Annotated in this window: 17 protein-coding genes and 1 pseudogene; 7 read left to right on the forward strand and 11 right to left on the reverse strand. The window is 40.4% G+C overall.

The genetic code is table 11. The features are described from left to right. Positions 1–7 precede the first annotated feature (7 nt). Positions 8–1,534 carry a glycosyltransferase gene (locus AMD27_RS04695; protein WP_228140706.1) on the forward strand — a complete coding sequence of 509 codons (1,527 nt, stop codon included), beginning with the start codon at positions 8–10 and terminating at the stop codon, positions 1,532–1,534. Between the two features lie 1,172 nt (positions 1,535–2,706). Here AMD27_RS04695 and rsmD read toward each other — a convergent pair. Both rsmD and mrdA read right to left on the reverse strand, forming a co-directional pair. Beyond that, positions 2,707–3,264 (reverse strand): 16S rRNA (guanine(966)-N(2))-methyltransferase RsmD, encoded by a 558-nt coding sequence (gene rsmD, locus AMD27_RS04700; protein WP_067657035.1) that lies wholly within the window; start codon positions 3,262–3,264, stop codon positions 2,707–2,709. Beyond that, on the reverse strand, positions 3,265–5,379 hold the full coding sequence (mrdA, locus tag AMD27_RS04705; protein ID WP_067657038.1) for a penicillin-binding protein 2: 2,115 nt from the start codon (positions 5,377–5,379) through the stop codon (positions 3,265–3,267). Positions 5,380–5,619: 240 nt separating this feature from the next. Between mrdA and AMD27_RS04710 the strand changes: the two genes are divergently transcribed. The 3 genes from AMD27_RS04710 to adk all read left to right on the forward strand — a co-directional run bounded on the left by AMD27_RS04710 (position 5,620) and on the right by adk (position 8,255). Next, positions 5,620–6,135, forward strand: a complete 516-nt coding sequence (locus tag AMD27_RS04710; protein WP_067657041.1) for a hypothetical protein — start codon at positions 5,620–5,622, stop codon at positions 6,133–6,135. A 61-nt stretch (positions 6,136–6,196) separates the two neighbouring features. Beyond that, complete coding sequence (locus AMD27_RS04715; protein WP_067657044.1) at positions 6,197–7,513, forward strand: hypothetical protein; 1,317 nt, start codon at positions 6,197–6,199, stop codon at positions 7,511–7,513. An 82-nt stretch (positions 7,514–7,595) separates the two neighbouring features. Next, on the forward strand, positions 7,596–8,255 hold the full coding sequence (gene adk / locus AMD27_RS04720; RefSeq protein ID WP_067657047.1) for an adenylate kinase: 660 nt from the start codon (positions 7,596–7,598) through the stop codon (positions 8,253–8,255). 270 nt (positions 8,256–8,525) lie between these two features. On the opposite strand, the gene nth is transcribed toward adk, so the two are convergent. Together nth and AMD27_RS04730 are read right to left on the reverse strand one after the other, a co-directional pair. After that, the gene (nth, locus tag AMD27_RS04725) at positions 8,526–9,218 is read right to left on the reverse strand and encodes an endonuclease III (RefSeq protein ID WP_067657050.1); all 693 of its coding nucleotides are present in this window, start codon (positions 9,216–9,218) and stop codon (positions 8,526–8,528) included. Then, entirely contained in the window at positions 9,215–10,018 is an 804-nt protein-coding gene (locus AMD27_RS04730; protein ID WP_067657053.1) for an RnfABCDGE type electron transport complex subunit B, read from the reverse strand. The genes nth and AMD27_RS04730 overlap by 4 nt, the downstream gene beginning before the upstream one ends. Before the next feature lie 338 nt (positions 10,019–10,356). Here AMD27_RS04730 and gdhA point away from each other — a divergent pair, with 338 nt between their 5' ends. After that, complete coding sequence (gene gdhA, locus AMD27_RS04735; RefSeq protein WP_067657056.1) at positions 10,357–11,700, forward strand: NADP-specific glutamate dehydrogenase; 1,344 nt, start codon at positions 10,357–10,359, stop codon at positions 11,698–11,700. 81 nt (positions 11,701–11,781) lie between these two features. Here gdhA and AMD27_RS04740 read toward each other — a convergent pair whose 3' ends face one another. From AMD27_RS04740 to rlmH, 3 genes are all read right to left on the reverse strand, one after another. Beyond that, complete coding sequence (locus AMD27_RS04740) at positions 11,782–12,558, reverse strand: META and DUF4377 domain-containing protein (RefSeq protein ID WP_067657059.1); 777 nt, start codon at positions 12,556–12,558, stop codon at positions 11,782–11,784. 165 nt (positions 12,559–12,723) lie between these two features. Continuing rightward, positions 12,724–13,500 carry a DODA-type extradiol aromatic ring-opening family dioxygenase gene (locus AMD27_RS04745; protein WP_067657062.1) on the reverse strand — a complete coding sequence of 259 codons (777 nt, stop codon included), beginning with the start codon at positions 13,498–13,500 and terminating at the stop codon, positions 12,724–12,726. 194 nt (positions 13,501–13,694) lie between these two features. Then, positions 13,695–14,177, reverse strand: coding sequence for a 23S rRNA (pseudouridine(1915)-N(3))-methyltransferase RlmH (gene rlmH, locus AMD27_RS04750; protein ID WP_067657065.1), 483 nt, complete (start codon positions 14,175–14,177; stop codon positions 13,695–13,697). 269 nt (positions 14,178–14,446) lie between these two features. On the opposite strand from rlmH, the pseudogene AMD27_RS19365 reads away from it, so the two are divergent. Further along, positions 14,447–15,229: pseudogene (locus tag AMD27_RS19365) on the forward strand (M28 family peptidase). 336 nt (positions 15,230–15,565) lie between these two features. Here the strand turns inward: AMD27_RS19365 and AMD27_RS04760 are convergent. From AMD27_RS04760 to AMD27_RS04775, 4 genes are all read right to left on the reverse strand, one after another. Continuing rightward, positions 15,566–15,946 (reverse strand): VOC family protein, encoded by a 381-nt coding sequence (locus AMD27_RS04760; RefSeq protein WP_067657068.1) that lies wholly within the window; start codon positions 15,944–15,946, stop codon positions 15,566–15,568. Positions 15,947–16,088: 142 nt separating this feature from the next. Beyond that, positions 16,089–18,515 (reverse strand): endopeptidase La, encoded by a 2,427-nt coding sequence (gene lon, locus AMD27_RS04765; protein WP_067657070.1) that lies wholly within the window; start codon positions 18,513–18,515, stop codon positions 16,089–16,091. Positions 18,516–18,668: 153 nt separating this feature from the next. Further along, a complete protein-coding gene (locus AMD27_RS04770; protein WP_067657073.1) occupies positions 18,669–19,250 on the reverse strand; it encodes a 5-formyltetrahydrofolate cyclo-ligase in 582 nt (193 codons plus the stop codon). Positions 19,251–19,368: 118 nt separating this feature from the next. Beyond that, entirely contained in the window at positions 19,369–19,746 is a 378-nt protein-coding gene (locus AMD27_RS04775) for a MerR family transcriptional regulator (RefSeq protein ID WP_067657076.1), read from the reverse strand. An 88-nt stretch (positions 19,747–19,834) separates the two neighbouring features. Between AMD27_RS04775 and AMD27_RS04780 the strand changes: the two genes are divergently transcribed. Next, positions 19,835–22,408 (forward strand): heavy metal translocating P-type ATPase, encoded by a 2,574-nt coding sequence (locus AMD27_RS04780; RefSeq protein WP_067657079.1) that lies wholly within the window; start codon positions 19,835–19,837, stop codon positions 22,406–22,408. Positions 22,409–22,728: the final 320 nt, after the last annotated feature.

Below are 22,728 nucleotides of genomic sequence, written 5' to 3' on the forward strand. Positions count from 1 at the left end.
AAGGATAATGGAATATAAACACTTTTATTTCTGTAATCTAGATTTTGGTAAGCAACTTACTGGTGTTGAGCGCTCAGCACTTAAAAGAGCAAGACTCTTCAAAAATTATTTTGGTATTTCTGCAACATTTTTAACCACACGATTTAATGAAGCTGTACATGAAAATGTGCAACGTCTTAAGGATATTGGCTGGATGCCAAAATCATGTGAGGTTTATAATGTGTATGAATATTTACGTGGTTCGTATATAGACAAGCGGATTTTAAAAAATCAATATCAACTTGATACATCCATCTATAACGTGATCGATATTGATATAAATCCAGCACACCAAAAATGGTCTTCTAAGGTTAATTCCTCCTATTATAAATATGTAGTTTGGACAGATAAAGAAAAGACGAAACTTTCATTTATTAATAATTTATATAATAACAAGATTGTAAAGAGAGAGAAATTTGATCGAAATGGACAGCTCATTTCTATTCAAGAAATCAGTGAAACTGGCAAGATAGAAAGTGAAGACTTAATCCATCTCGATGGACATATCGTACTCAGACGTTATTTCAAAGAAAATAACAAATTGACCAAAATCGTGATTTTCTCACCATTGGGTATGGTTGAGGAGGTGCTGCAAAGCGAAGAACAGTTGGTTGATTATTGGTTACGAAAATTTATAGATTTTAATGAACCGGCTTGCTTTGTGATTGATCGAAATCCGGTATGGAGTATTGCGTTAAAAAATCATCATCGGATCAATGGGCATAAAACCATTTCAATTTTCCATAGTAGCCATTTGGTTGAAATGGAAGATAATATTATGTCAGGGCGTTTAAACTCAAATTTTAAAGCGATTTTAGAAGAGAAGTATAAAGTCGATCATATTGTGACGCTGACTGAGCATCAGAAGCAGGATATTCTAAAAAGATTTGTCCATAAAAATAATATTGTGACTATTCCACATAGTATTGATGAATTACCTAGAAAAACACCATTTGAGCAGCGCAACTCTAATAAATTGGTTGCTTTATGTCGTCTTGCCCCGGAAAAACAAATCGTCGATATGGTGAAAATGATGGGAGAGTTGTTAAAAAATCATCCAAAAACAGAGCTATATATATATGGAGATGGCTCGGAAAAAAATAAAATCATAGAAAAAATCAAAGAACTGAATATTGGAGATAATGTTCATTTGATGGGATATAACGAAAGTATTGCTGAGGCATATACTGACGCAGTATTTTCATTATTGACCAGTAAGTGCGAAGGTTTTTCTTTGGCTATTTTGGAAAGTTTAAGTTATGGCGTTCCTGCGGCTTCTTATAATATTCCGTATGGTCCTTCCACGATGATTCAGCCTCATGAAAATGGCATTTTGGTGGATCATGCAGACTATAAGGCCATGGCAAGTGAGTTGAGTCAAATCCTTTCCCAGCCTGAGCAATTAAAGCAAATGTGCGACAATGCCTACAACTCAATTGAACGGTTTAAAGAAGAAAATGTCGCTGAAGTTTGGCGAAAGTTGATCAATAGTTAATGGAAAAGGCATTTAATGCGTCTTTAAATTCAAAAATTGAAAAAAGTGATTAAAAACTATTCATTATCTCTAATGAGGTCGAATTGAAGACAATCAGTTGGCTTGAAAGATAGAAGGTTAGAGCCATGAGTTGATTTATCAAAATAAACTTATAACTCTAGTCCTTATTTTACTTTTACTGAATTATTCTCATTAATTTTTCATTTTATGCTTAAAATTTGAAGTAACTTACTGGAAATTTCTTAAATAAAGTAAACACTAATTTCAAATTATTTTATACATACTGAAAACAGGGTATAAAGTTACTTATTTAAAGGACTTACCTGTTACCCACGATTGATTCATCTCATCAATGGTCAATAAATGCATTGCATATAGATTTAATGAAAGGTAAGTATATCCAGATTTTATGGATTGACTCCAGCCATGTTACCTGTCTGTAAAAAATAGCCTATTTAACCCGAATCCTGCTTAAGAAAATGAGATTATTCATCTTTAGACTTATCCACCATTTTGGGCATAAAAAAGTCTAAACATTGATCTGATAACGCTAAAAATTAATCATGAAATTACATTTATCTTATGATTTTAAAGAAAAATCCTTATCCGAGATTCGGGTTATTTAGCATCATAAATTATTAACTGAGATCACATATCGTGATAAATCAATTGAGTGAAACGTTTGGTCTGCTTTATCTAGCGGGTATATTACTGATATTAAAATGGTTAAACAGTAGTTTAAGATGAACAGGCGAAACTATATGTGAGGCGTGGTTATATTAAGTATTAATTAAAAGCAAGTTAAAACACCAATAATCGATTTAATTCCATATCATCGAAAGAACAAGGAATTTTTTCAGACAGTGCTATGAGATGGTAGTGCTAAAAACCAACGTGTAACAATTCATTTATATATTTTAATATCAATAACTTATTATTTTTATCACGTCGTATTCATGCACTACCCTTTTTTGAAGGGGGATTCTATGCATCCTTATGTGCATATCAATTAAGCCATCAAAATAAACCAATGATTCAAATTATGGAGTCATTGGCTTAAATATGATCAGATGGTTTAGGTGAAAGCAACTAATCTAAAACTAAATATGCAGGATGAATTAATTAAGAGAGTGAGGTATATTTCTGATCAAAATTAGAACTTTCCATTATTTTTAATTCCCTACATTCTTTTTATACAAACCTGCTCTAACAGCACCGGCTTTGGTCTCTTTCACAAGTTTCCAGCTTGAAGGTAATTCAAGTTTAAACAGCGCACAATCGGCTTCGAGATAAATAAAACCATCATTTTTGATGAGGGGGTCGACCAAAGCCGACAATTCTTGCCAAAGATTAAGCGCATAAGGTGGATCTAGAAAAACCAAATCCATACTGTTTTCTTGAAACTGTCGAATGGCAAGTTGTGCGGTAGATTGTATCAACGTGCAATTTTGAATTTTTAAAAGTGCAATATTTTCTTTCAAAATTTTTGACTGAACATGACTCGGTTCAATCATAGTGACATGCGCTGCACCACGAGATAAAGCCTCAAAGCTTAAAGCACCAGAACCTGTGCATAGGTCTAAAACCTTTGCATTTTGTACCTCCCACATCAACCAGTTAAACAAAGTTTCGCGTACGCGATCTGGGGTCGGTCTAAGACCATCGACATCAGCAAATGGAAGAACACGACGTTTCCATTCACCACCAATAATACGCAGTTGATTCTTCATTTATTGACTCACAGGAGGCTGAGTGGTGACAGCTGGGCGCACAACATGGGGAGTTGCAGGCGCAGCATTAACATTGTTTTGAGCAGTAGGGTTATTGCTCGAATGGGCGGGTGCAGTAGTTTGTGAATTATTTTGTAACCTGTTTTGTACAGGACTTTGTGCATCAGTCGGTAATGCCGCCGGATTTGCAGAAAGTTCAGTTGCACCGCTGGGTAAATCGCCGGGTTTAATCCCTGCGGTCATCAGTCCGCCACTGACCTGATGGCTCGATGGTTTGATCGGATTTTTTTTACGCTGAAGTAGCCAGTAATCCATAATGGGGCGTGCGATAGGTGTGGCGCTGCCACCGCGACCATTTTCCACAATAATCGCTAGCGCAATTTCAGGTTTCTCAGCAGGTGCAAAACCAACAAACAAACCATGATCAAGTTGGCGGTCCGTCAGAATAGATTCATTATAACGTTTACCCTGAGCGATACTTTTCACCTGAGCTGTCCCTGTTTTACCTGCAATTTGGTATTGTAAACCGCTACGAATAGCTCGGCCTGTTCCAGACTGAATTACATCCACCATGGCTTCACGCATTTTGACCCAATCTTCAGGTTTGCCATTGAACTGAATTTGACCATTCGGCGCATTGTGCACTTTATGCGGTTTTGCGCCTTTGGTTTCACGTAGAACGTGAGGTGTGACATGTGCACCCTGATTTGAGGTAATTGCAGTTGCCATAGCAAGTTGTAGTGGGGTTGAGGTAAATGCACCTTGACCAATACTCACCGAAATCGTTTCACCTCTAGACCATTTGGTTTTACGTGTCCGCAGTTTCCACTCAGGGCTTGGATATAGACCCGTACTCTCACTCGGTAAATCGACACCTGTTTTTTCACCAAAACCAAATTGGCGCATCCAGGTATTCATTCTATCTATACCCATTTGGAAGGAAAGAATATAGAAATAGGTGTCGCAAGAGACCACTTGCGCTTTATGCATATTGACAGAGCCATGACCTGATTTTTTATGGTCACGAAAGCGGTGGCTGTCTCCAGGCAGAGTAAAATAACCGGGATCAGAAATAGAGGTATTCCAATCCACCACACCATAATGTAAACCACCTAAACCAAACATGGGCTTAATGGTAGAACCAGGTGGGTAAGAGCCTTGCACAGCACGGTTATACAGCGGCTGATCTAAATTGTCACGAAGCGCACTATAGTCCGTGGTGCTAATACCAGTTACAAATAAATTCGGGTTGAAACTCGGGCTAGAAACTAGTGCTAAAATTTCACCGGTATTGGGATCCATCACCACAATTGCCCCACGACGTCCAATGAGCTGTTCTGCGGCGACTTGTTGTAAACCATAGTCGAGGGATAGATAAAGATCATTGCCACGTATAGAATCTTTACGACCTAAATTTCGAAGTACATTGCCATAGGCATCTGTTTCAATAGACTCGAAGCCTGGCGCACCGTGCAGTAAGTCTTCGTAAAATTTTTCAACACCGATTTTACCAATGAGATTGGTGCCCGCGTAGGCATCCTTATCAATGGATTTTAATTCTTTGTCGTTGATCCGGCCCACATAACCAATCACATGTGCAAACAGTTCACCATGTGGATAATAGCGAGTCATTTGGGTTTCAATCGAAACGCCAGGAAACTTAAACTTCACTTCACTGAATTTTGCGATATCGGTTTCGGTTAAATTGAGTTTCAACGTCACACGTTCAGTTTTTTTAGCTGTTTTAATGCGACTGAGAAAGCGCTCAGTATCTTCTTCTGATAAGTCAATAATCGGTTTTAAGCGTTCAACGGTATCTTCAATGTCTTTAACATCCGCCTTACTTAAGGTGGCAGTAAAGACTGGATAATTGTCTGCCAACAAAATCCCATTACGATCATAAATATAACCCCTGGTAGGGGAGATCGGCTGTAAACGAATACGGTTTTTGTCCGCAGCATCTTTAAATTGTTCATAATGCACAATCTGCAAATATGCATAGCGCGACAGTAAAAGCAGTAAAAAAAAGGTCACAAAACCGATTGCGAAAAAAACTCGACTACGAAAAATACGTTTTTCTTGTTGAACATTTTTAAGGGGAAACTGGTGTTTCATACGTTGTCGACTTAATTCACGGTAAATAGAGCGCTTTTGGAGCGATTATTTTACCTGAGAATCCAACAAAAAATTGAAAAAATAATAAATAGTTCCATAAAATGAAGCTCAACAATCTTGACCGTATAGACATTAATTTAAGCATCATTTGTATATAAGATCGAAAATTATTCTGTTAAAGTCAGAGAATTAAGGACAATTAAAAAAAGTTGATCTCAAGGTGAGACAATGGAGAAAATAATGAGAATAATACTTCCCTTGGTGTTGCTCATGACAATAGGGAATATGGCACATGCTGAACGCGCTGATTATTTACCTACAGCCAAACTCAAAGCCACTGATGCATCGCGCTTAAATCTAGGCGCGGGACTGACACAAAAGTTGGCACATGTGAACGCTGAATGGGTCAACTCATACGGCATCGCCTATGCAAAACTTGGCGCTTTTATCAATGATGGGCATGAGCTTGGCGGTCAACTGGGTTTTCGCTATCCGGTTGCACTCAATGGTAAAGACGCTAATGGATTTTATTTGGGCGCATTTGCAGGTCATTTGAGGTCTAAAACCTTTAATGGGCAAGATGAGTCTCAATTGGGCGGCGGTGTGGATTTATCTTATGTTTTATTGAATAAAGAAAGAGTGAGTAGCTTTAGTGTAGGTATAGTAGCGGGTGAAGAAGTGACAGTGGGCAACCAGGTCATTTATGAAACCAAACCTGAACTACAATTCGCCTACAGCTTAAGTGTGGGTTTTTAGAAAATTTTGTGATCTGATGCAAATACTCTTCCGCAAATAGAAATTATTACGAGAGTCATGAATGTTTGAATATGTTAGTGATTTGTGGCAAGCCTTTTTAAATCGACCCGATTTTTACGCTATTTTAAGTATTATTCCGGTGACTGCTTTTGTAACTTGGGCACACGTGTGGATGGCACTGAAAATGGTGTTTTATCCAATCAAATTTTGGGGATTCCATTTGGGTCCTTTGCCTGTGGGTTGGCAGGGGATTGTGCCACGTAAAGCTGGACGTATTTCAGGTATTATTACCGACAATACTTTGTCAAAACTTGGCTCGCTTCGCGAGTTTTTAGATGCCATGGACCCTCAGGATATGGCACGCATTATTGGTGAACAAGTAGGTTTTGAGCTTGAACACTTGATTGATGAAGTCATGATGGACCGTAATGCGGTACTTTGGGAAAACCTACCTTATTCCATAAAAAGAAGAATTTACGCACAAGCGCACAAACAATTACCGAAAGTCTTAACGAATTTGGTGACTGAGCTGACTATGAATGTCGAATCGCTGGTCAACATGCGTGAAATGGTGGTGAGTCAAATGGAAGGTGATCGCCAGCTCATGGTGAACATGTTCCTTAAAGTCGGTCAGAAAGAAATAAACTTTATTTGGCATATCAGTGCGTTAATTGGGATGATCTTTGGTATTTTCCAAATGATTGTTTGGTTTGTCGTGCCATGGCATTGGACTGTGCCTTTTTGGGCAGCGATTTGGGGTTTCTTGACCAACTGGATTGCGATCTGGATGGTCTTTAATCCGGTTGAACCGAATTATGTGAAATTCCCGCAATTTTTTGAACGCACGAAAAATCGTACATTTCCGTGGCTCAAACCTGTTATTCCGCGAATAGGCACCTATAATATCCAAGGTGCATTTATGAAACGTCAAGAAGAGGTTTCAGATGTATTTGCTGAGGTGGTCACATCCGATTTAATTACATTAAAATCAATCATGACTGAAATGATGTTCGGGAGTAAAAAAGACAAAACTCGCCGAATTGTTAAACGTCATATTAATGAAATCATGGAAACGCCATTGGTTCGAACGTCTTTACAGCTGTCATTGGGGCCAAAAGAGTATGCAAAACTCAAGACGGACTTGATCGATCGCTCAATTGAAATTACGATGGTGCCTGTATGCGACCCTGCTTTCAATGCGAGCCGTGCACAGAAAATCTTTCAAATGTTTAGGGATCGTATTCGCGAATTGACGCCGAAAGAGTTTCAGAACCTATTACGTCCTGCATTTCAGGAAGACGAATGGATTTTGATTGTCCTTGGTGGGGTAACCGGATTCTTCGCTGGATTAATACATTTGTTTGTGGCTTTCTTATAATTAGATGCTAGCGCTCATATCAATTTTGGGTTTGATATGATCTAAGTGTCGTACACATTGTTAAAAATGAGGATGTTTATTTATGCGCATTATTTTACTCGGACCACCTGGAGCAGGTAAAGGTACACAAGCTCAGTTGATCTGCAAGCGCTACAATGTCCCACAAATTTCAACCGGTGATATGCTCCGTGCTGCAATTCGTGAAGGAACTGAATTAGGTCTTAAAGCCAAAAGCGTGATGGACAATGGTGGTCTTGTATCTGATGAGTTGATCATTGGTTTGGTCAAAGAACGTATTGCGCAGCCTGATTGTATCAATGGTTGTATTTTCGATGGCTTCCCGCGCACGATTCCTCAAGCTGAAGCTCTAGAAAGTGAAGGCATTAGTATTGATCATGTGATTGAAATTGAGGTTGCAGATGAAGAAATCGTGCAACGTCTTTCTGGTCGTCGTCAACATGCTGCGTCTGGTCGTATTTATCATCTTGTTTACAATCCCCCTAAAGTGGAAGGTAAAGATGACGAAACAGGTGAAGACTTGGTTCAACGACCAGATGACCAAGAAGAAACGATTCGTAAGCGTTTAAGCTCTTACCATACAGAAACTGAGCAGTTGGTTGGGTTCTATCAAGGTCGTGCGGCTTCAGGGGAAAATGCACCGACTTACAATAAATTGAATGGTCTTCGTCCAATCGAAGACGTTCAAAAAGATTTATTTGCAATTTTAGATCAAGTTAAATAATTCATGCTGTGAGTTTTTGACATTAAAGGAGCCCTCAGTCATATTAGGGCTCTTTTTTTGTCTTTGATTTTAGGGGTATCTTTTGCAGAAAATTGCCGTGATATTTGTACTCATAGCTTGCTTAGCCTTGCTGATTTTTTTGCTGTATTTTAGCTTTAAACTGTTACGAGATTCGCAAAAAAAGATGGATGCTGAAAAAGCGAAAAAGAAGCTTGATCGAAATAAGGCTAGAGCTAACTCAAAAAAATAAACGTGATTTGGGCTTAAAGCTTATTCCGCAGCTATCTTTTTGATTTTTACAGGTCGGGCTGCACCAAACTCAAAACGATCAGGCCAATTGCACACATCCGAGACGATACATTCGTGGCATTTAGGCTTACGTGCAATACAGCAGTAACGTCCATGTAAAATCAGCCAGTGGTGCGAATCTACGATAAATTCTTTGGGAATGACTTTCACTAAGCGGTGTTCCACCTCTAGGACGTTTTTACCTACTGCTAAGCCTGTACGGTTGCCTACGCGGAAGATGTGCGTATCGACCGCCATGGTCGGTTGTCCGAATGCAGTATTGAGCACCACGTTTGCTGTTTTGCGTCCCACGCCAGGTAAAGCTTCTAAATCCGCACGATTATTCGGCACGATGCTGTTGTGTTTTTCGATTAAAATTTGACAGGCTTTAATTACGTTTTCTGCTTTTGAGTTATATAAACCAATGGTTTTTATATACGCCTTCAATCCATCTACACCCAGCGCATAAATTGCTTCAGGAGTATTGGCCACTGGAAAAAGCTTATCGGTGGCTTTGTTGACACTGACGTCGGTGGCTTGCGCAGACAAAGTGACTGCGACCAATAATTCAAATGGGTTCGAATAATTCAGCTCAGTTTCGGGTTTTGGGCGCTGCTCACGAAGACGTTCAAAAAAGGTTTGAATCTGCTTTTTGGTCATGTTCTTGACAGTCATACGGAAGTGCCTTGTAGCTGATTTAACTGTTGATTGAGCGTCTCTAAAAGTAAACGTTTCGGTGTGTCTTCACGGACAGAAAGCTGTTTTTCTAATTTTTTAATTTGACTGCGCAATTTCGCGAGTTCAATCGTTGATTTTGCATCGAGGCTTGGAATGGTCGTGTTATCTACTGTTTTTTCAATCAGTGTCACCGTTGGCAGTGTATTGAACTGAGCAGAAAATTGTGCGAAAAACTCAGTATCAATTTCAGCGCGAACCAAAGGGCCTTTACGTGAGCTACGCGTTTTTTCTTCTCGTTGAATATGGGCATAGTAACGAGAGCGTAAATCATTTTGTTCGTTCAGACGCAGCTCATCACTCGGTAATGTTTTTAAATCTTCGACTAAGTCAATGCAGTCCACTGGGCAAGGGGCAATACATAATTCACAACCGGTACACAAATCGGTCAAAATCGAATGCATCAACTTACCTGAGCCAATAATTGCATCGACTGGGCAAGCACTGATACATTTTGTGCATCCAATACATTCATCTTCGCGTATAACAGCTTTCATGCGTTGTGGGCGATCTGCTTGAATGGGCCAAACACTCGCCTCAGCAGTCAATACAGTGCGATTAAGAAGTCGAGCAATAGCATCCGCCACAGGTTGACCACCAGGGACACATTTATTGGCATCTTCACCCTCAGCAATTGATTTTGCATAAGGTAGGCAACCATCCCGATGACCACATAAGCCACACTGGGTTTGTGGTAGAAAAGCATCGATTTGCTGAATCAAAGAAATTTGCGCGTTCATGTGAATAGGAAACTTTAAAGAGATGGAAGTACTGAGAAGATTTCAGAGGAAGTCAATTTTAACATGAAAGCACTGGCTTTTGTGTGCGCTAAAGATGATCATAAAACGCACATTAAAAGCGCAAAATACAGGCGCCTAATAATAAATAAAAGAACTAATAAGTATGATCAAAATTTATGAATACTATATTTAAATCATTGATTAGATAATTAAATTAAAAAAACACTGAAAAGTATTGTAGATTAACTACAAAAGATATTTAATACTTTGCGCCAAAACTTATCAATATTTTGAAATTTTGACCAATTTTGATCCACCTTTCTGCTGAGGATTAAGCGTTGAAATATAACAGCCTTAACGATTTCCTAAACTACGTAAAAAACCGTGATGCCAATCAACCTGAATTTCTACAAGCTGTAGAAGAAGTGATGATGAGCTTGTGGCCTTTTATTGAAAAGAATCCAGAGTATGCTGAACATGGATTACTTGAACGTTTAGTGGAGCCAGAACGCGCGATTCAATTTCGTGTGTCTTGGGTTGATGACAAAGGTCAAACGCATGTTAACCGTGCCTTCCGTGTGCAATACAACTCTGCTATCGGACCATTCAAAGGGGGGATGCGTTTCCATCCTTCCGTCAACCTTTCAATTTTAAAATTCCTAGGTTTTGAACAAACTTTTAAAAATGCCTTAACAACACTTCCTATGGGTGGTGGTAAAGGCGGCTCAGATTTTGACCCTAAAGGTAAATCTGATGGCGAAATCATGCGGTTTTGCCAAGCTCTGATGATTGAGCTGTATCGCCATTTGGGTGCCAATACAGATATTCCTGCGGGCGATATTGGTGTGGGTGGTCGTGAAGTCGGCTATATGGCTGGTATGATGAAAAAACTCAGCAATGACACTGCTTGTGTATTCACAGGTAAAGGTTTGTCATTTGGCGGTTCATTGGCCCGTCCTGAAGCGACCGGTTATGGCACCGTCTATTTTGCTAAAGAAATGCTGAAAACGCGTGGCGATAGCTTCCAGGACAAAGTCGTGACCATCTCTGGTTCAGGCAATGTGGCACAATTTGCTGCTGAAAAAGCCATGTACTTGGGTGCGAAAGTGGTTTCACTTTCTGACTCTGCAGGTACGGTCTACGTGAAAAATGGTTTTACAGACGAATTACTTGCTGAAGTGATGGAGCTGAAAAACGTGAAACGTGGTCGTATTTCAGAGTTTGCGTCTAAGCATGGTTTTGAATATCTGGAAGGGAAAACGCCTTGGGGTATTCAATGTGATATCGCACTTCCATGCGCAACACAAAATGAATTGAATGGCGATGACGCAGCGACTTTACTTACCAATGGCGTGATTTGTGTGGCTGAAGGTGCAAATATGCCTTCAACTTTGGATGCGGTAGAGAAGTTCGTTGAGGCGAAAATTCTGTATGCACCGGGCAAAGCATCAAATGCGGGTGGTGTCGCAACTTCTGGTCTTGAAATGTCACAAAACGCATTGCGTTTGGGTTGGACTTTTGAAGAAGTGGATGAGCGTTTACATGCCATTATGAAAGAAATTCACCGTAACTGCGTGAAGTTCGGTACTAAAGAAGATGGTACAGTCAACTACGTAGATGGTGCAAACATTGCAGGCTTTGTCAAAGTTGCCGATGCGATGTTAGCGCAGGGTGTTTACTAATCTTTGAGTTAACCTTAAAGATCAAAAGCCGATGCATATGTATCGGCTTTTTTAGGCTTTATGTTTATGAAAGCTTAAAATTTAAAGTGCGCCCTTTACCGACTCACGCTCAATAGTCATGTCATGCACATAGGCATATTTAGACTGATCCGCAGCAGGGTTTTTAATCTCATAGCGTTTTACACGAATGACTTGACGCTCATTTGGGGTATGCTGAAAACCATCTATATGGTCATAAAATAAAGTCCAGTCTTTATCGACTTGAGACTTCACGCCATTTTCAGCATATTTAATTTCACGCACTTGTAAGCAAGTCTGAGGTGCGACACCGATACAGCTTTTGGTTTCTGGAGAAACTTCTAAGAAAATGGTTTCACCAGTGGTTTGATATTTAGTTTCAGGTGTCATTTTACCTGCAAATACAACTTTCCCACCTGTGGCATTTACCAGTGTAAGCGTTGGGCTTTCAGGGTTTACTGTATCAAGTACAAATGCAGTTTTATTTGATTGGAACAATGCTGCAGCAAAACTTTCCTGTTTCATTAATTCAGGAGAACACATCATATTGGTTGAAGCGATATTTCCTGTAACCAATAACCCACTTTCAACTTTTGCACTTGTCATTAATCGATTACATCCAGTCGCAACACTTAAAAGTTGGTCTGCAAAATTAAGTACGATCGGTTGTTTACTATCCGCTGGTTGATAAGACCATTGATAAGCATTTAATGTTTGCTCTGCATTACCTTGTTGTTGTAATACTTTCACGGCTGTATCACCCAATTTTTGAATATCGCCAGATTGGCAAGCCGCTAAGGCTAAAGGAAGTACAGCTAAAGCTAAATATTTGAATTTCATATTCTATTCATATTTAAAAAAACGTATATAGAATAAAGCATGAAATACTAGAAGATATGGATACAATTTATTAATTCGGTTTCAATATGTATCCATATAACTAAAAGTTAAACAATAATTAACAAATTGTTATCAATTCTAATGAATGATGATTAATCTAATCATTTAGTCAAAACGATAAATATCCATTCCTAATGCACCCATTGTAAAACTACTATGCACAATATTGAAACGATTCCCCGTGCCCATAGAGAAAAACAGCGGTGCAAAATGCTCAATAGTTGGATGGTTACGCGCTACATGTGGAATCGACTGCCAGTCTAGAACAGCTGAATAATCATTGTGGTTTAATTTATGAACCACATGGTTTCGAAAAGTCGATGCCCATTCAGGTACATGAGATGACTCGCCTTGCCAAGACAACTCACGTAAATTGTGGGTAATACTACCTGAACCGATCAGTAAAATTTGACGCTCGCGCAGAACTGAAAGCACCTGACCAATGCGATAAATTTCCTCTGCAGACATGCGCATCGGGAGTGAAATTTCAATCACTGGAATATCAGCTTCAGGATACATATGTAGTAGTGGCATCCACACGCCATGATCACGTGGACGGGCACTGTTGGCATGTGCACTGATCTCCGCAAGTGCAAACAGATTTAAGATCTCTTCCGCTAGCTCAGGATGACCTGGTGCAGGGTAACGTATCTCATACAGCTCATCAGGAAAGCCCCGAAAGTCGTGCCATGTCATGGGACGCACGCCAGTACTCACTTCCAATGCATCACTTTCCCAATGCGCAGACATGACTATGATCGCTTGAGGCTTCGGTAAGTTCATGCCCAAACGATGTAAGGCAGGACCCACTTGTTCAGGGTTGACCGCAAGCATGGGAGAGCCATGTGAAATAAATAGACCGGGGAGTGTATGTAAGTTCATGGAAGAATGCCTAAAAGAGTGAACACGTCTATGATGTTAAAATTTGACCCAAAGATAAAGAGGCTATCCGTCAACATATTGTTCTATAAGTAGCACGATGAAAATTTGATGCACTTAAAGTGCGACTGCTTAAATAAAAGTCAGTAAAAAGTGAATGAACTCCGCCCAATCTTGTGTCGATAAACAGATGAGGTTTAACCTGCACGGTGATAGGGGTGATTATGGTTAATACTCATGGCGCGGTATAACTGTTCAATGAGCATCACACGGACCATGGGATGCGGCAAGGTCAGTTTAGACAGCGACCAATGCCAAGCCGCCGCTTTGCGGACTGCGTCAGAGTGTCCATCTGGGCCACCAATGGCTAACACCACATCATTGCCCTCAAGCATCCAGCTTTTCATCGTCTCAGCGAGTTTTTCAGTGCTGAATTCTTTGCCACCGACTTCAAGTGCAATGAGAACTTCATTGTTTTTCATAGCATTTAATATGCTGTCGCCTTCAATTTGGCGATACTTTAAAATATCAGCTTCAGAATCATTTTTTCCGCGTTTAGCCATAGCTAACTCAATGATTTGAGTTTGAACAAAAGGCTGAATACGTTTGAAATAGTCTTCAAACCCTGTCAGCACCCATGCTGGCATTTTTTGTCCAATGGTCAAAATTCGAATTTTCATGATCGTATCATCTGGTTACTTAACAGTATTATAGCGTTGATTTGCTAGCTTCGTGACTGCTTTGATGTTAAGAATCTGGGCTAGACATCAATTCATAATTATTCGTCTTTAAATTAAACAGTATGGATTATTGGTCAATATCGAATGTATAAAAAATAGTCATCATTGCTTTAGGGTGTTTTTTATTTTTAGTGGGATCCAGTTGTGCACAAAGTTATATACAAAGTCAGTTAACCGCCTAGCAACAAGCAGATCGTAATAGTTTAGCGGTGTATTAGAGTCAAATTATTCGGCCCATGCAATATCGTCATCATCAAAATATTGATGAACTAAATCGAGTCTCTGCGTGGTTGAAGAATCAAATGCAAAAATTTGGCATTCCATGTAACTATCAAAACTACACCGTTAAAGCACAAAATGATCGTAATGTGGTGTGTAAGCTCAATGTAGGTGCATCGAATGTTGCAATCATAGGCGCACATTATGATCTACATACAGACACGGATGGCGCAGATGACAATGCTTCAGGCCTTGAAGGCGTGCTTGAAACTGCACAAATTTTGGAGGAGCCACCGTATTTTAAAATGCAACAGATGGGCAGTGCAGTGCATGCCAAATCAGTTTTAAGTCAAAAAGATAAAATATCTGGGGTGTTTGTTTTAGAGATGATTGGCTATTTTAGTCCAAATCATATTCAGGAATATCCCGTAGGTTTAATATGGTTTTATCCAGCACATGGCAATTTTATTGGGGCGGTGAGTAATTTAAAATCACGATAATTGGGTGGTACCTATTGCCAATTGATGTAATCAATCAAGCATCTAGAGTGTCAAAACTTAATTGCGCCGTCTTTTGTCACCGGCGTGGATTTTTCAGATCATTTGAATTATTGGACGCATGATATTCCTGCGGTCATGATTATCGATACTGCATTTTTTCGAAATCAAAACTATCACACCAAGAAAGACACTGTAGACACACTGAATCTGAATCTGAATAAAATGAAAGATGTAGTAGATGGCGTGGTGTTAACAATTTTAAGTTTGGATTAGCATTCTGAGCCCAACTGAAATGATGAATATAAAAAAACGCAATCCTATAAAAGGTATTAATAGGACTGCGTTTTAGCATCAATCCGTCTGGAGATATAGATTAGTGCTAAGTAACTTTAAATTGATCATTTCATTTCTCTCTCACAAATAATAGGAGGATAGTTGAGTGTCTTTCAAGTCAATTCCACATTATTTGTTAACGAAAAATAAGCTTCTTTGTTCTGGTTCAAAAACCGATGAAAATAGCTTAAGCAATACTGATGCAATCCCTATTACTCAATAGACTGTTGGAAAATAGGACTAGGCTATGAACACAACTTTATGGTTTCTGAGCCGTCACTGCATAGAGTGTATGCCAAAAATATTACTTTCTGTATCTCTAGCCAAAACAATAAAACCATGTTCACCAATAGATGTCTTGGCTTGTTGGATTGTACCCCCTGCATTTTCAATACGTGCAGCTTCAATTGCACAATCGTCACTTGAAAAATAAATAATCGTACCACCCGCACCTGCGGAAACACCGTCCATTTTAACCAATGCCCCCGTTGCACCATACGCTTGCATCTCGAAAGGGAAGTGTTTCATCTGGATCGTTTCATTTATATTAGGGTTGCTGAATTCAGTCAGTTCGACTTGAAAAACTGTTTCGTAAAATATTTTGGCTCTGGATAAATTATCCACATAGATTTCGAACCAACCGATAGGATTTTTCATTTTGACATTCCTTTATATTTCGACCATACGGTGCTTTATATGCCTTCGACTTAATTCTACGTCCAACAGATGACATGAAGTTTGAATGTACTTTATGATACAAAAAAAGAGAGCCGAAGCTCTCTTTTTTATTTATACGTTATTAATGACGCGCGGCTTTACCTTCTTCGACTGGTTTTACCATCGGCGATTTAGGCAGTGGCTTTGGCATAGAGGTTAAAGCCAACGGTAAAATCTCATCAATCGATTTCACCGCTTTGATTTCTAAACCTTCTTTGACATTTTCTGGAATTTCAGCCAAATCACGGACATTGTCCTGTGGAATGAATACCAGCTTAATGCCACCACGATGCGCAGCCAAAAGCTTCTCTTTTAAGCCACCAATACGCATTGCACGTCCGCCTAGACTGGTTTCACCCGTCATGGCAATATCAGGACGGATCGAGATCCCTGTAAATGCAGACACCAATGCCGTAGTTAAAGCAAGACCCGCAGATGGACCATCTTTAGGTGTTGCACCTTCGGGTAAATGCACGTGTACATCAGTTTCTTCGAAACGAGAGGACTCAATCCCGAGTTCTTCAGCACGGGTACGTACAACCGTCATTGCAGCGGTAATGGACTCTTTCATGACATCACCGAGTGAACCCGTAGTCACAAACTTACCTTTACCTTTCATCGCTGCAACTTCAATGGTGAGCAGTTCACCGCCCACCGAGGTCCAAGCCAAACCATTCACACGACCCACTTCTGCTTCTTCTTCTGCAATACCGAAGTCAAATTTGTGTGGACCTAAGTATTCTGGAAGATTGCTTGAATCTACAGTCACTTGAAGGTTTTTCGCTTTCTTACTGACCGCTTCTTTGACCACTTTACGCGCAATTTTAGACACTTCACGTTCAAGACTACGGACACCTGCTTCACGTGTATAACGCTGTACGATGTCACGAATCGCTTCTTCATGAACGGTTAATTCATTGGCACGTAAACCATTGTTCTTGATGGCCTTGGGCACAAGGTAGCGATCTGCAATATTGACTTTTTCATCTTCGGTATAACCCGGTAGACGAATCACTTCCATACGATCAAGCAATGCTTCTGGAATATTCATACTGTTTGCAGTACAGATAAACATCACTTCAGAAAGGTCTAAATCGAGATCTAAATAGTGGTCGTTAAACTTACTATTTTGCGAAGGATCTAGGACTTCAAGAAGTGCTGAAGCTGGGTCGCCGCGGTAGTCTTGTGCCATTTTGTCAATTTCATCGAGTAAGAACAGTGGGTTCTTCACACCGACTTTCGTCAACGATTGCACAATTTTACCCGGCATTGCACCAATATAAGTACGGCGGTGACCACGAATCTCGGCCTCATCACGTACCCCGCCCAGTGCCATGCGAACGAACTCACGACCTGTGGCTTTGGCAACAGACTCACCTAGAGAAGTTTTACCGACACCTGGAGGGCCGACCAAGCAAAGAATTGGACCTTTAAGTTTTTTAACGCGCGATTGAACAGCGAGATATTCAATAATGCGATCTTTGACATCATCTAAACCGTAGTGATCGGTATCAAGAATATCTTGCGCTTTGTTCAAATTAATGCTGACTTTGCTGGCTTTATTCCACGGCGTGTCTAAAATCGCTTCGATATAGTTACGCACGACCGCCGCTTCACTTGAAGCAGGTTGCATTGCTTTTAACTTACGAAACTCAGATTCAGCCTTTTTACGCACATGTTCAGGTAAATCAGCTTCGCCTAAGCGACGTTCAATTTCTGCTACGTCATCTTCAGCACCGCCGTTCATATCAGAAAGTTCACGCTGAATCACTTTCATCTTTTCATTCAAGAAGTATTCGCGTTGATTCTTTTCCATTTGGCGTTTTACATTGTCATGCAAACCTTGCTCAATCTGTTGTTCTTCAGACTGTTGCAAAAGATAGGTCATGAGTTCTGCTAAGTGTGCTTCAAACTCATCGTGTTCTAAGAATTTTTGTTTTACATCAATATTCAAAGGCACGCGCGTTGCAACGAAGAACAAGAGCTGTAATAAATCTTCAATTTTATTGGCAGCCGTGATCAGTTCACGTGCATTACGCAATTTCGCTTCAGCATATTGAGCAAACAACGCACGAAGTTCTTCTAAACGAGTCGATTGCGTATTTTCGTCAATTTCGATCGTCATTGGGCTTAAGGCATGTTCAGCAGATAAATAGTCATCGTTATCGATGATATTGACCAATTTTGAACGGTGAATACCTTCAATTAGCACCTTGATACAGTTTTCATCATTTTCGTGGTTCACCACTTGCACAATCTTCGCAACAGTACCGTATTGATATAAGTTGTCGTGATCGATTTCTTCTGTGAGCGAATCTTGTTGTGCTACCACAAATACTAAATTGTCACTGTTACGAGCTACATCAACTGCTTTGATCGATTTTTCGCGACCAACAAATAGCGCAATTTGCATGTGCGGATAAACCACCACATCACGTAATGCTAAAAGCGGTAATACGCTTGGGATCTGAAGATCAACATTTTCTTCATTCATAATAATATCAGTCATGAGCACTCCTAATGAGTGACAACGGTGTTGCCATATTTTTTAATAGTGATGTGTATTTTAAAAAAAACAAGGGCTTTACACGATAAAATTCAACAAAAGCACCCGAAAACCACAAAAATGCATGAATGATGAAGCCTTTATGGATTTTTGTGCTTAAAACCGATAACGCGCGCTGGGTGTGATCAGTAAGTGAATGGGTTGGTCCCAAGGCTGTCGAATCAGTTCATTAGATAAATATTGGAAATTATGCGCTAAGCCAATCCGATAAGGTGTGTGTGGAGCAGAAGCTAGTGTTCGATCGTAAAAGCCACCGCCCATGCCTATACGCGTTCCACGTTGATCACATGCCAATAAGGGCATAAGCAAAACATCGAGTGTGGACACATGTAGACCACGACTTGCCATTGGTTCCTGCATCCCTAAAGGATGATGTGAAAATCGAGCATTATGATACTGGCGTTGACTGATCTGTACCCAGACGAGATGCTGGTTCATATTGCAAATCATGGGTAAAAAGACCTGTTTACCCGATGCAAAGCATTTTTGAATAATCAGTCGAGTTTGAATCTCACCAAATGCATGCAGATATACACCGACCTTTTGTGCAGTTTTGAAACGAGGCTCTTGGCTTAACTGCTTTAAAACGTCATGTTCTGACTTTCGCTGTTGAAATTTAGACACCGCTCTACGCTGTTGTCGAAGTGATTTTCTGAGTGCTTTAAGGTCCATATTCATGTCAAAATTTTCCAAAAAGTGAAGCCTTAAATTGGTATTGAATATTCATAAAATGTCTGTAAATACGCATGCGATTGCCCATTCATAACCGCATGCTTTCAGACAAAGTCTAAGCCGTTTAGTTTTTTAAATCTTGCAAAATAGGACAATCGCTTTCAGTGGTGGTTTTACAGCTGTCAATCCAGCTTGAAAGACGTCGCTTTAATTGCTCCAGCTCCTGAATGCGAAGATCAATTTTCTCTAAGCGCTGTTCAATCACTTGGCGGACTTGCTCACGATCATTCAATTCTAAACTGAGTAACTCTTGAATTTCACTGAGTTGTAAACCGGCTTCTTTGCCTTTATGGATAAAGTTGAGCGTTTCAATATCGTGCTCATTGTAATAACGATAATGACCTTGTGGCGCAGGGATACGCATCAGTCCAATCCGCTGATAATAACGAATGGTTTCCACACTTGAATGGGTCACTTTTGCCAATTTTCCAATGGTTAGCATGGTCTGTTTACTCAAAATTAATGCTTGACTCTGTACCTTGGTACAGACTTTATTCTAGCATAAACATTCAATTCATCACGGTGCGCTCATGTCAGATCTAAAACAGTCTTCATGCTGTTCGAACCCAGAAAAAAAATTAGCTCAATCCTATATTGATCCTGTGTGTGGCATGACCGTGACAGACGCGAGCAAGCCGCATACCTTGTATGCAGATCAAACTTATTATTTTTGCTGTCAGGGCTGTCTAACTAAATTCACTGCGGCACCAGAGCAGTATCTCAAATTAGAAGAATCTGAACATACGCAACCCACAAAAAAATCGAGCTGCTGTGCGCCACCAGTGAGCGTTCAATCAGCGAAATCATGTTGTGGAAGTTCAGCACCAAGCAAAAGTGAGCATACAGAGATTGATCCAGTGTGTGGAATGTCGGTTGAAACCTCAACACCTTTAAAAACAGAGTATAAAGACAAAAGCTATTATTTCTGCAATCCCTCTTGTTTAACCAAATTTGAAGCGGATGCTGAGTTTTACTTAATTCCAGCAGATCAGCGCCCAGTGCCTGAAGGTGCGGCAGATTTGGACTATACCTGTCCCATGGATCCTGAGATTGTGCAAAAAGGACCGGGTACTTGTCCGATTTGCGGTATGGCTTTAGAGCCGATGCAACCGAGCCTAGATGACGCACCAAATCCAGAACTTATCGATTTTAGTCATCGTTTTTGGATGACCTTACCCCTGACTTTGTTGGTCTTTGTCTTGGCCATGGGTTCACATATTCATGCCTTTATTCCGCAGCATATTCAGCCGTGGATTGAGTTAGTGTTGACCCTTCCTGTGGTGTTATGGGCAGGAAAACCCTTGATTGAGCGCTGTTTTAGCTCCTATCGAACGCGCAATTTAAATATGTGGAGTTTGATTGGCGTCGGTATATTGGCGGCCTTTATTTACAGTGTATTTGCTACCTTGTTTCCATCGCTCATTCCCATGCAAGCCAAAACAGGGCATGGTGCTGCGGTGTATTATGAAGCGGCATGTATGATTGTGTCGTTAAGTCTGCTCGGTCAAATGATGGAGCTTAAAGCGCGCGCAAAAACCGCTGACTCTTTAAAGGCGTTACTTCGACTACAACCGACGACAGCAAAACGTATAGAGCAGGGTCAAATTGCTGAGGTTGAGATTAGTGATATCCAGCAAGGAGATATTTTGCAGATTTCATCAGGTGAACAAATTCCCTTAGATGGTGTCGTGGTGGAAGGCAACACTTATATTGATGAAGCTATGATGACGGGAGAGCCATTGCCTGTTAAAAAGCAAGTCGATGATTCAGTCATTGGGGGCACGGTCAATCAGCAAGGTAGTATTCGCATTCAAACCACAGCAACCGCGCAAAACACAACTTTGGCAAAAATGATTCAAACCGTTGCCGATGCGCAGCGTTCCAAAGCCCCCTTGCAGCGCATGGCAGATGTAGTCGCAAAATACTTTGTGGTCATGGTCTTGGCAATTAGTCTCTTGACTTTTATTGCTTGGATGACGATTGGCAATGCGAATGTTGATTTGGCGCTCATGTGCGCCGTGGCAGTGTTGATTATTGCATGTCCTTGTGCGTTGGGTCTTGCGACGCCAATGTCGGTCATGGCAACCACAGGACGCGCTGCGCAAAAAGGCATCTTGTTTAAAGATGCAGAAGCGATTGAAGCACTGAGTAAAGTCGATACTTTGATTGTTGATAAAACAGGGACTTTAACTGAAGGTCAACCGAGTGTTAAAGAAATTAAAGTATTGTCAAATCAGTTGAGTCAGCAACAAGCAGAAACTTGGATTGCATCGATTGAACAGTATTCAAGCCATCCTATTGCAAAAAAATTGGCGAAATTGGTGAGTTCGGATCAATATGAACCGATGCAAAATTTTGAGGATGTGTCGGGTTTTGGGGTAAAAGCACAATCGGGTGAGCAATGGTTATATATTGGCAGTCAAAAGCTGATGGAACAACTGGGTATTTCGATTGATGTAGCGCTGATGCAACAACTTGATGCAGAGCGGAAAACGGGTAATGTAATTAGTTTTTTAAGTAATGAACAGGAGTTACTGGCTTATATTTCGATTCATGATGCAATTAAATACAATGCGCATCAAGTGGTGGACAGGCTTATTGCACAAGGCATAGAGGTGGTCATGGCAACAGGCGACCATGCTGATAATGCGCAACTCGTGGCAGATGAAATAGGAATCAAACAAGTCTATGCCAATTGCACACCGCAAGAAAAATTAAACATTGTGAAAAAATATCAAGCCATGGGTAAAGTGGTAGTGATGGCTGGAGACGGTATTAACGATGCACCCGCCTTGGCACAAGCCAATATTGGAATTGCAATGGGGAATGGTACGGATATCGCTAAGCAAACCGCGCAAGTGACTCTGGTCAAAGGTGATGTACGCGGTGTTGCCGATGCTATCTCTATGGCAAGACTAGGTGTGCAAAACATGAAACAAAATCTAGGCTTTTCATTTTTATATAATGGCTTAGGTGTGCCTGTTGCCGCAGGTATTTTCTACCCATTAACGGGGCTGCTGCTTACCCCAATGATTGCGGCAATCGCGATGTCCCTCAGCTCACTCTCTGTGGTGCTTAACGCATTACGTTTAAGTAAATCCTAAGCCCGTTTATGACTGAGGATTAGAATTAGGTTTGCGTAGCTATCTAAATAAGATCAGCAAACATTGTTCTCAGTATGGTCCAAGAAACAAGCAGCATTAAGCTGCTTGTTTCTTGTCAGTATGTTATTCGATGAATGGTTTTTGGATTTAAATATAAATGTATCAGTGTATTAGAAAGGATTTATAAAATAGAAAGTCTAATTTCGCATTTAGTGCTACGTTCATAAGAGCGCGAGTCAATGGCACTCAAGGTGCCATCACTTATGGTTGACTCTATAATGACAATAAAAGAACCCGAAAAAAGGACGATACATATGGAC

This window comes from Acinetobacter sp. TGL-Y2 (assembly GCF_001612555.1).
Lineage (GTDB): Bacteria > Pseudomonadota > Gammaproteobacteria > Pseudomonadales > Moraxellaceae > Acinetobacter.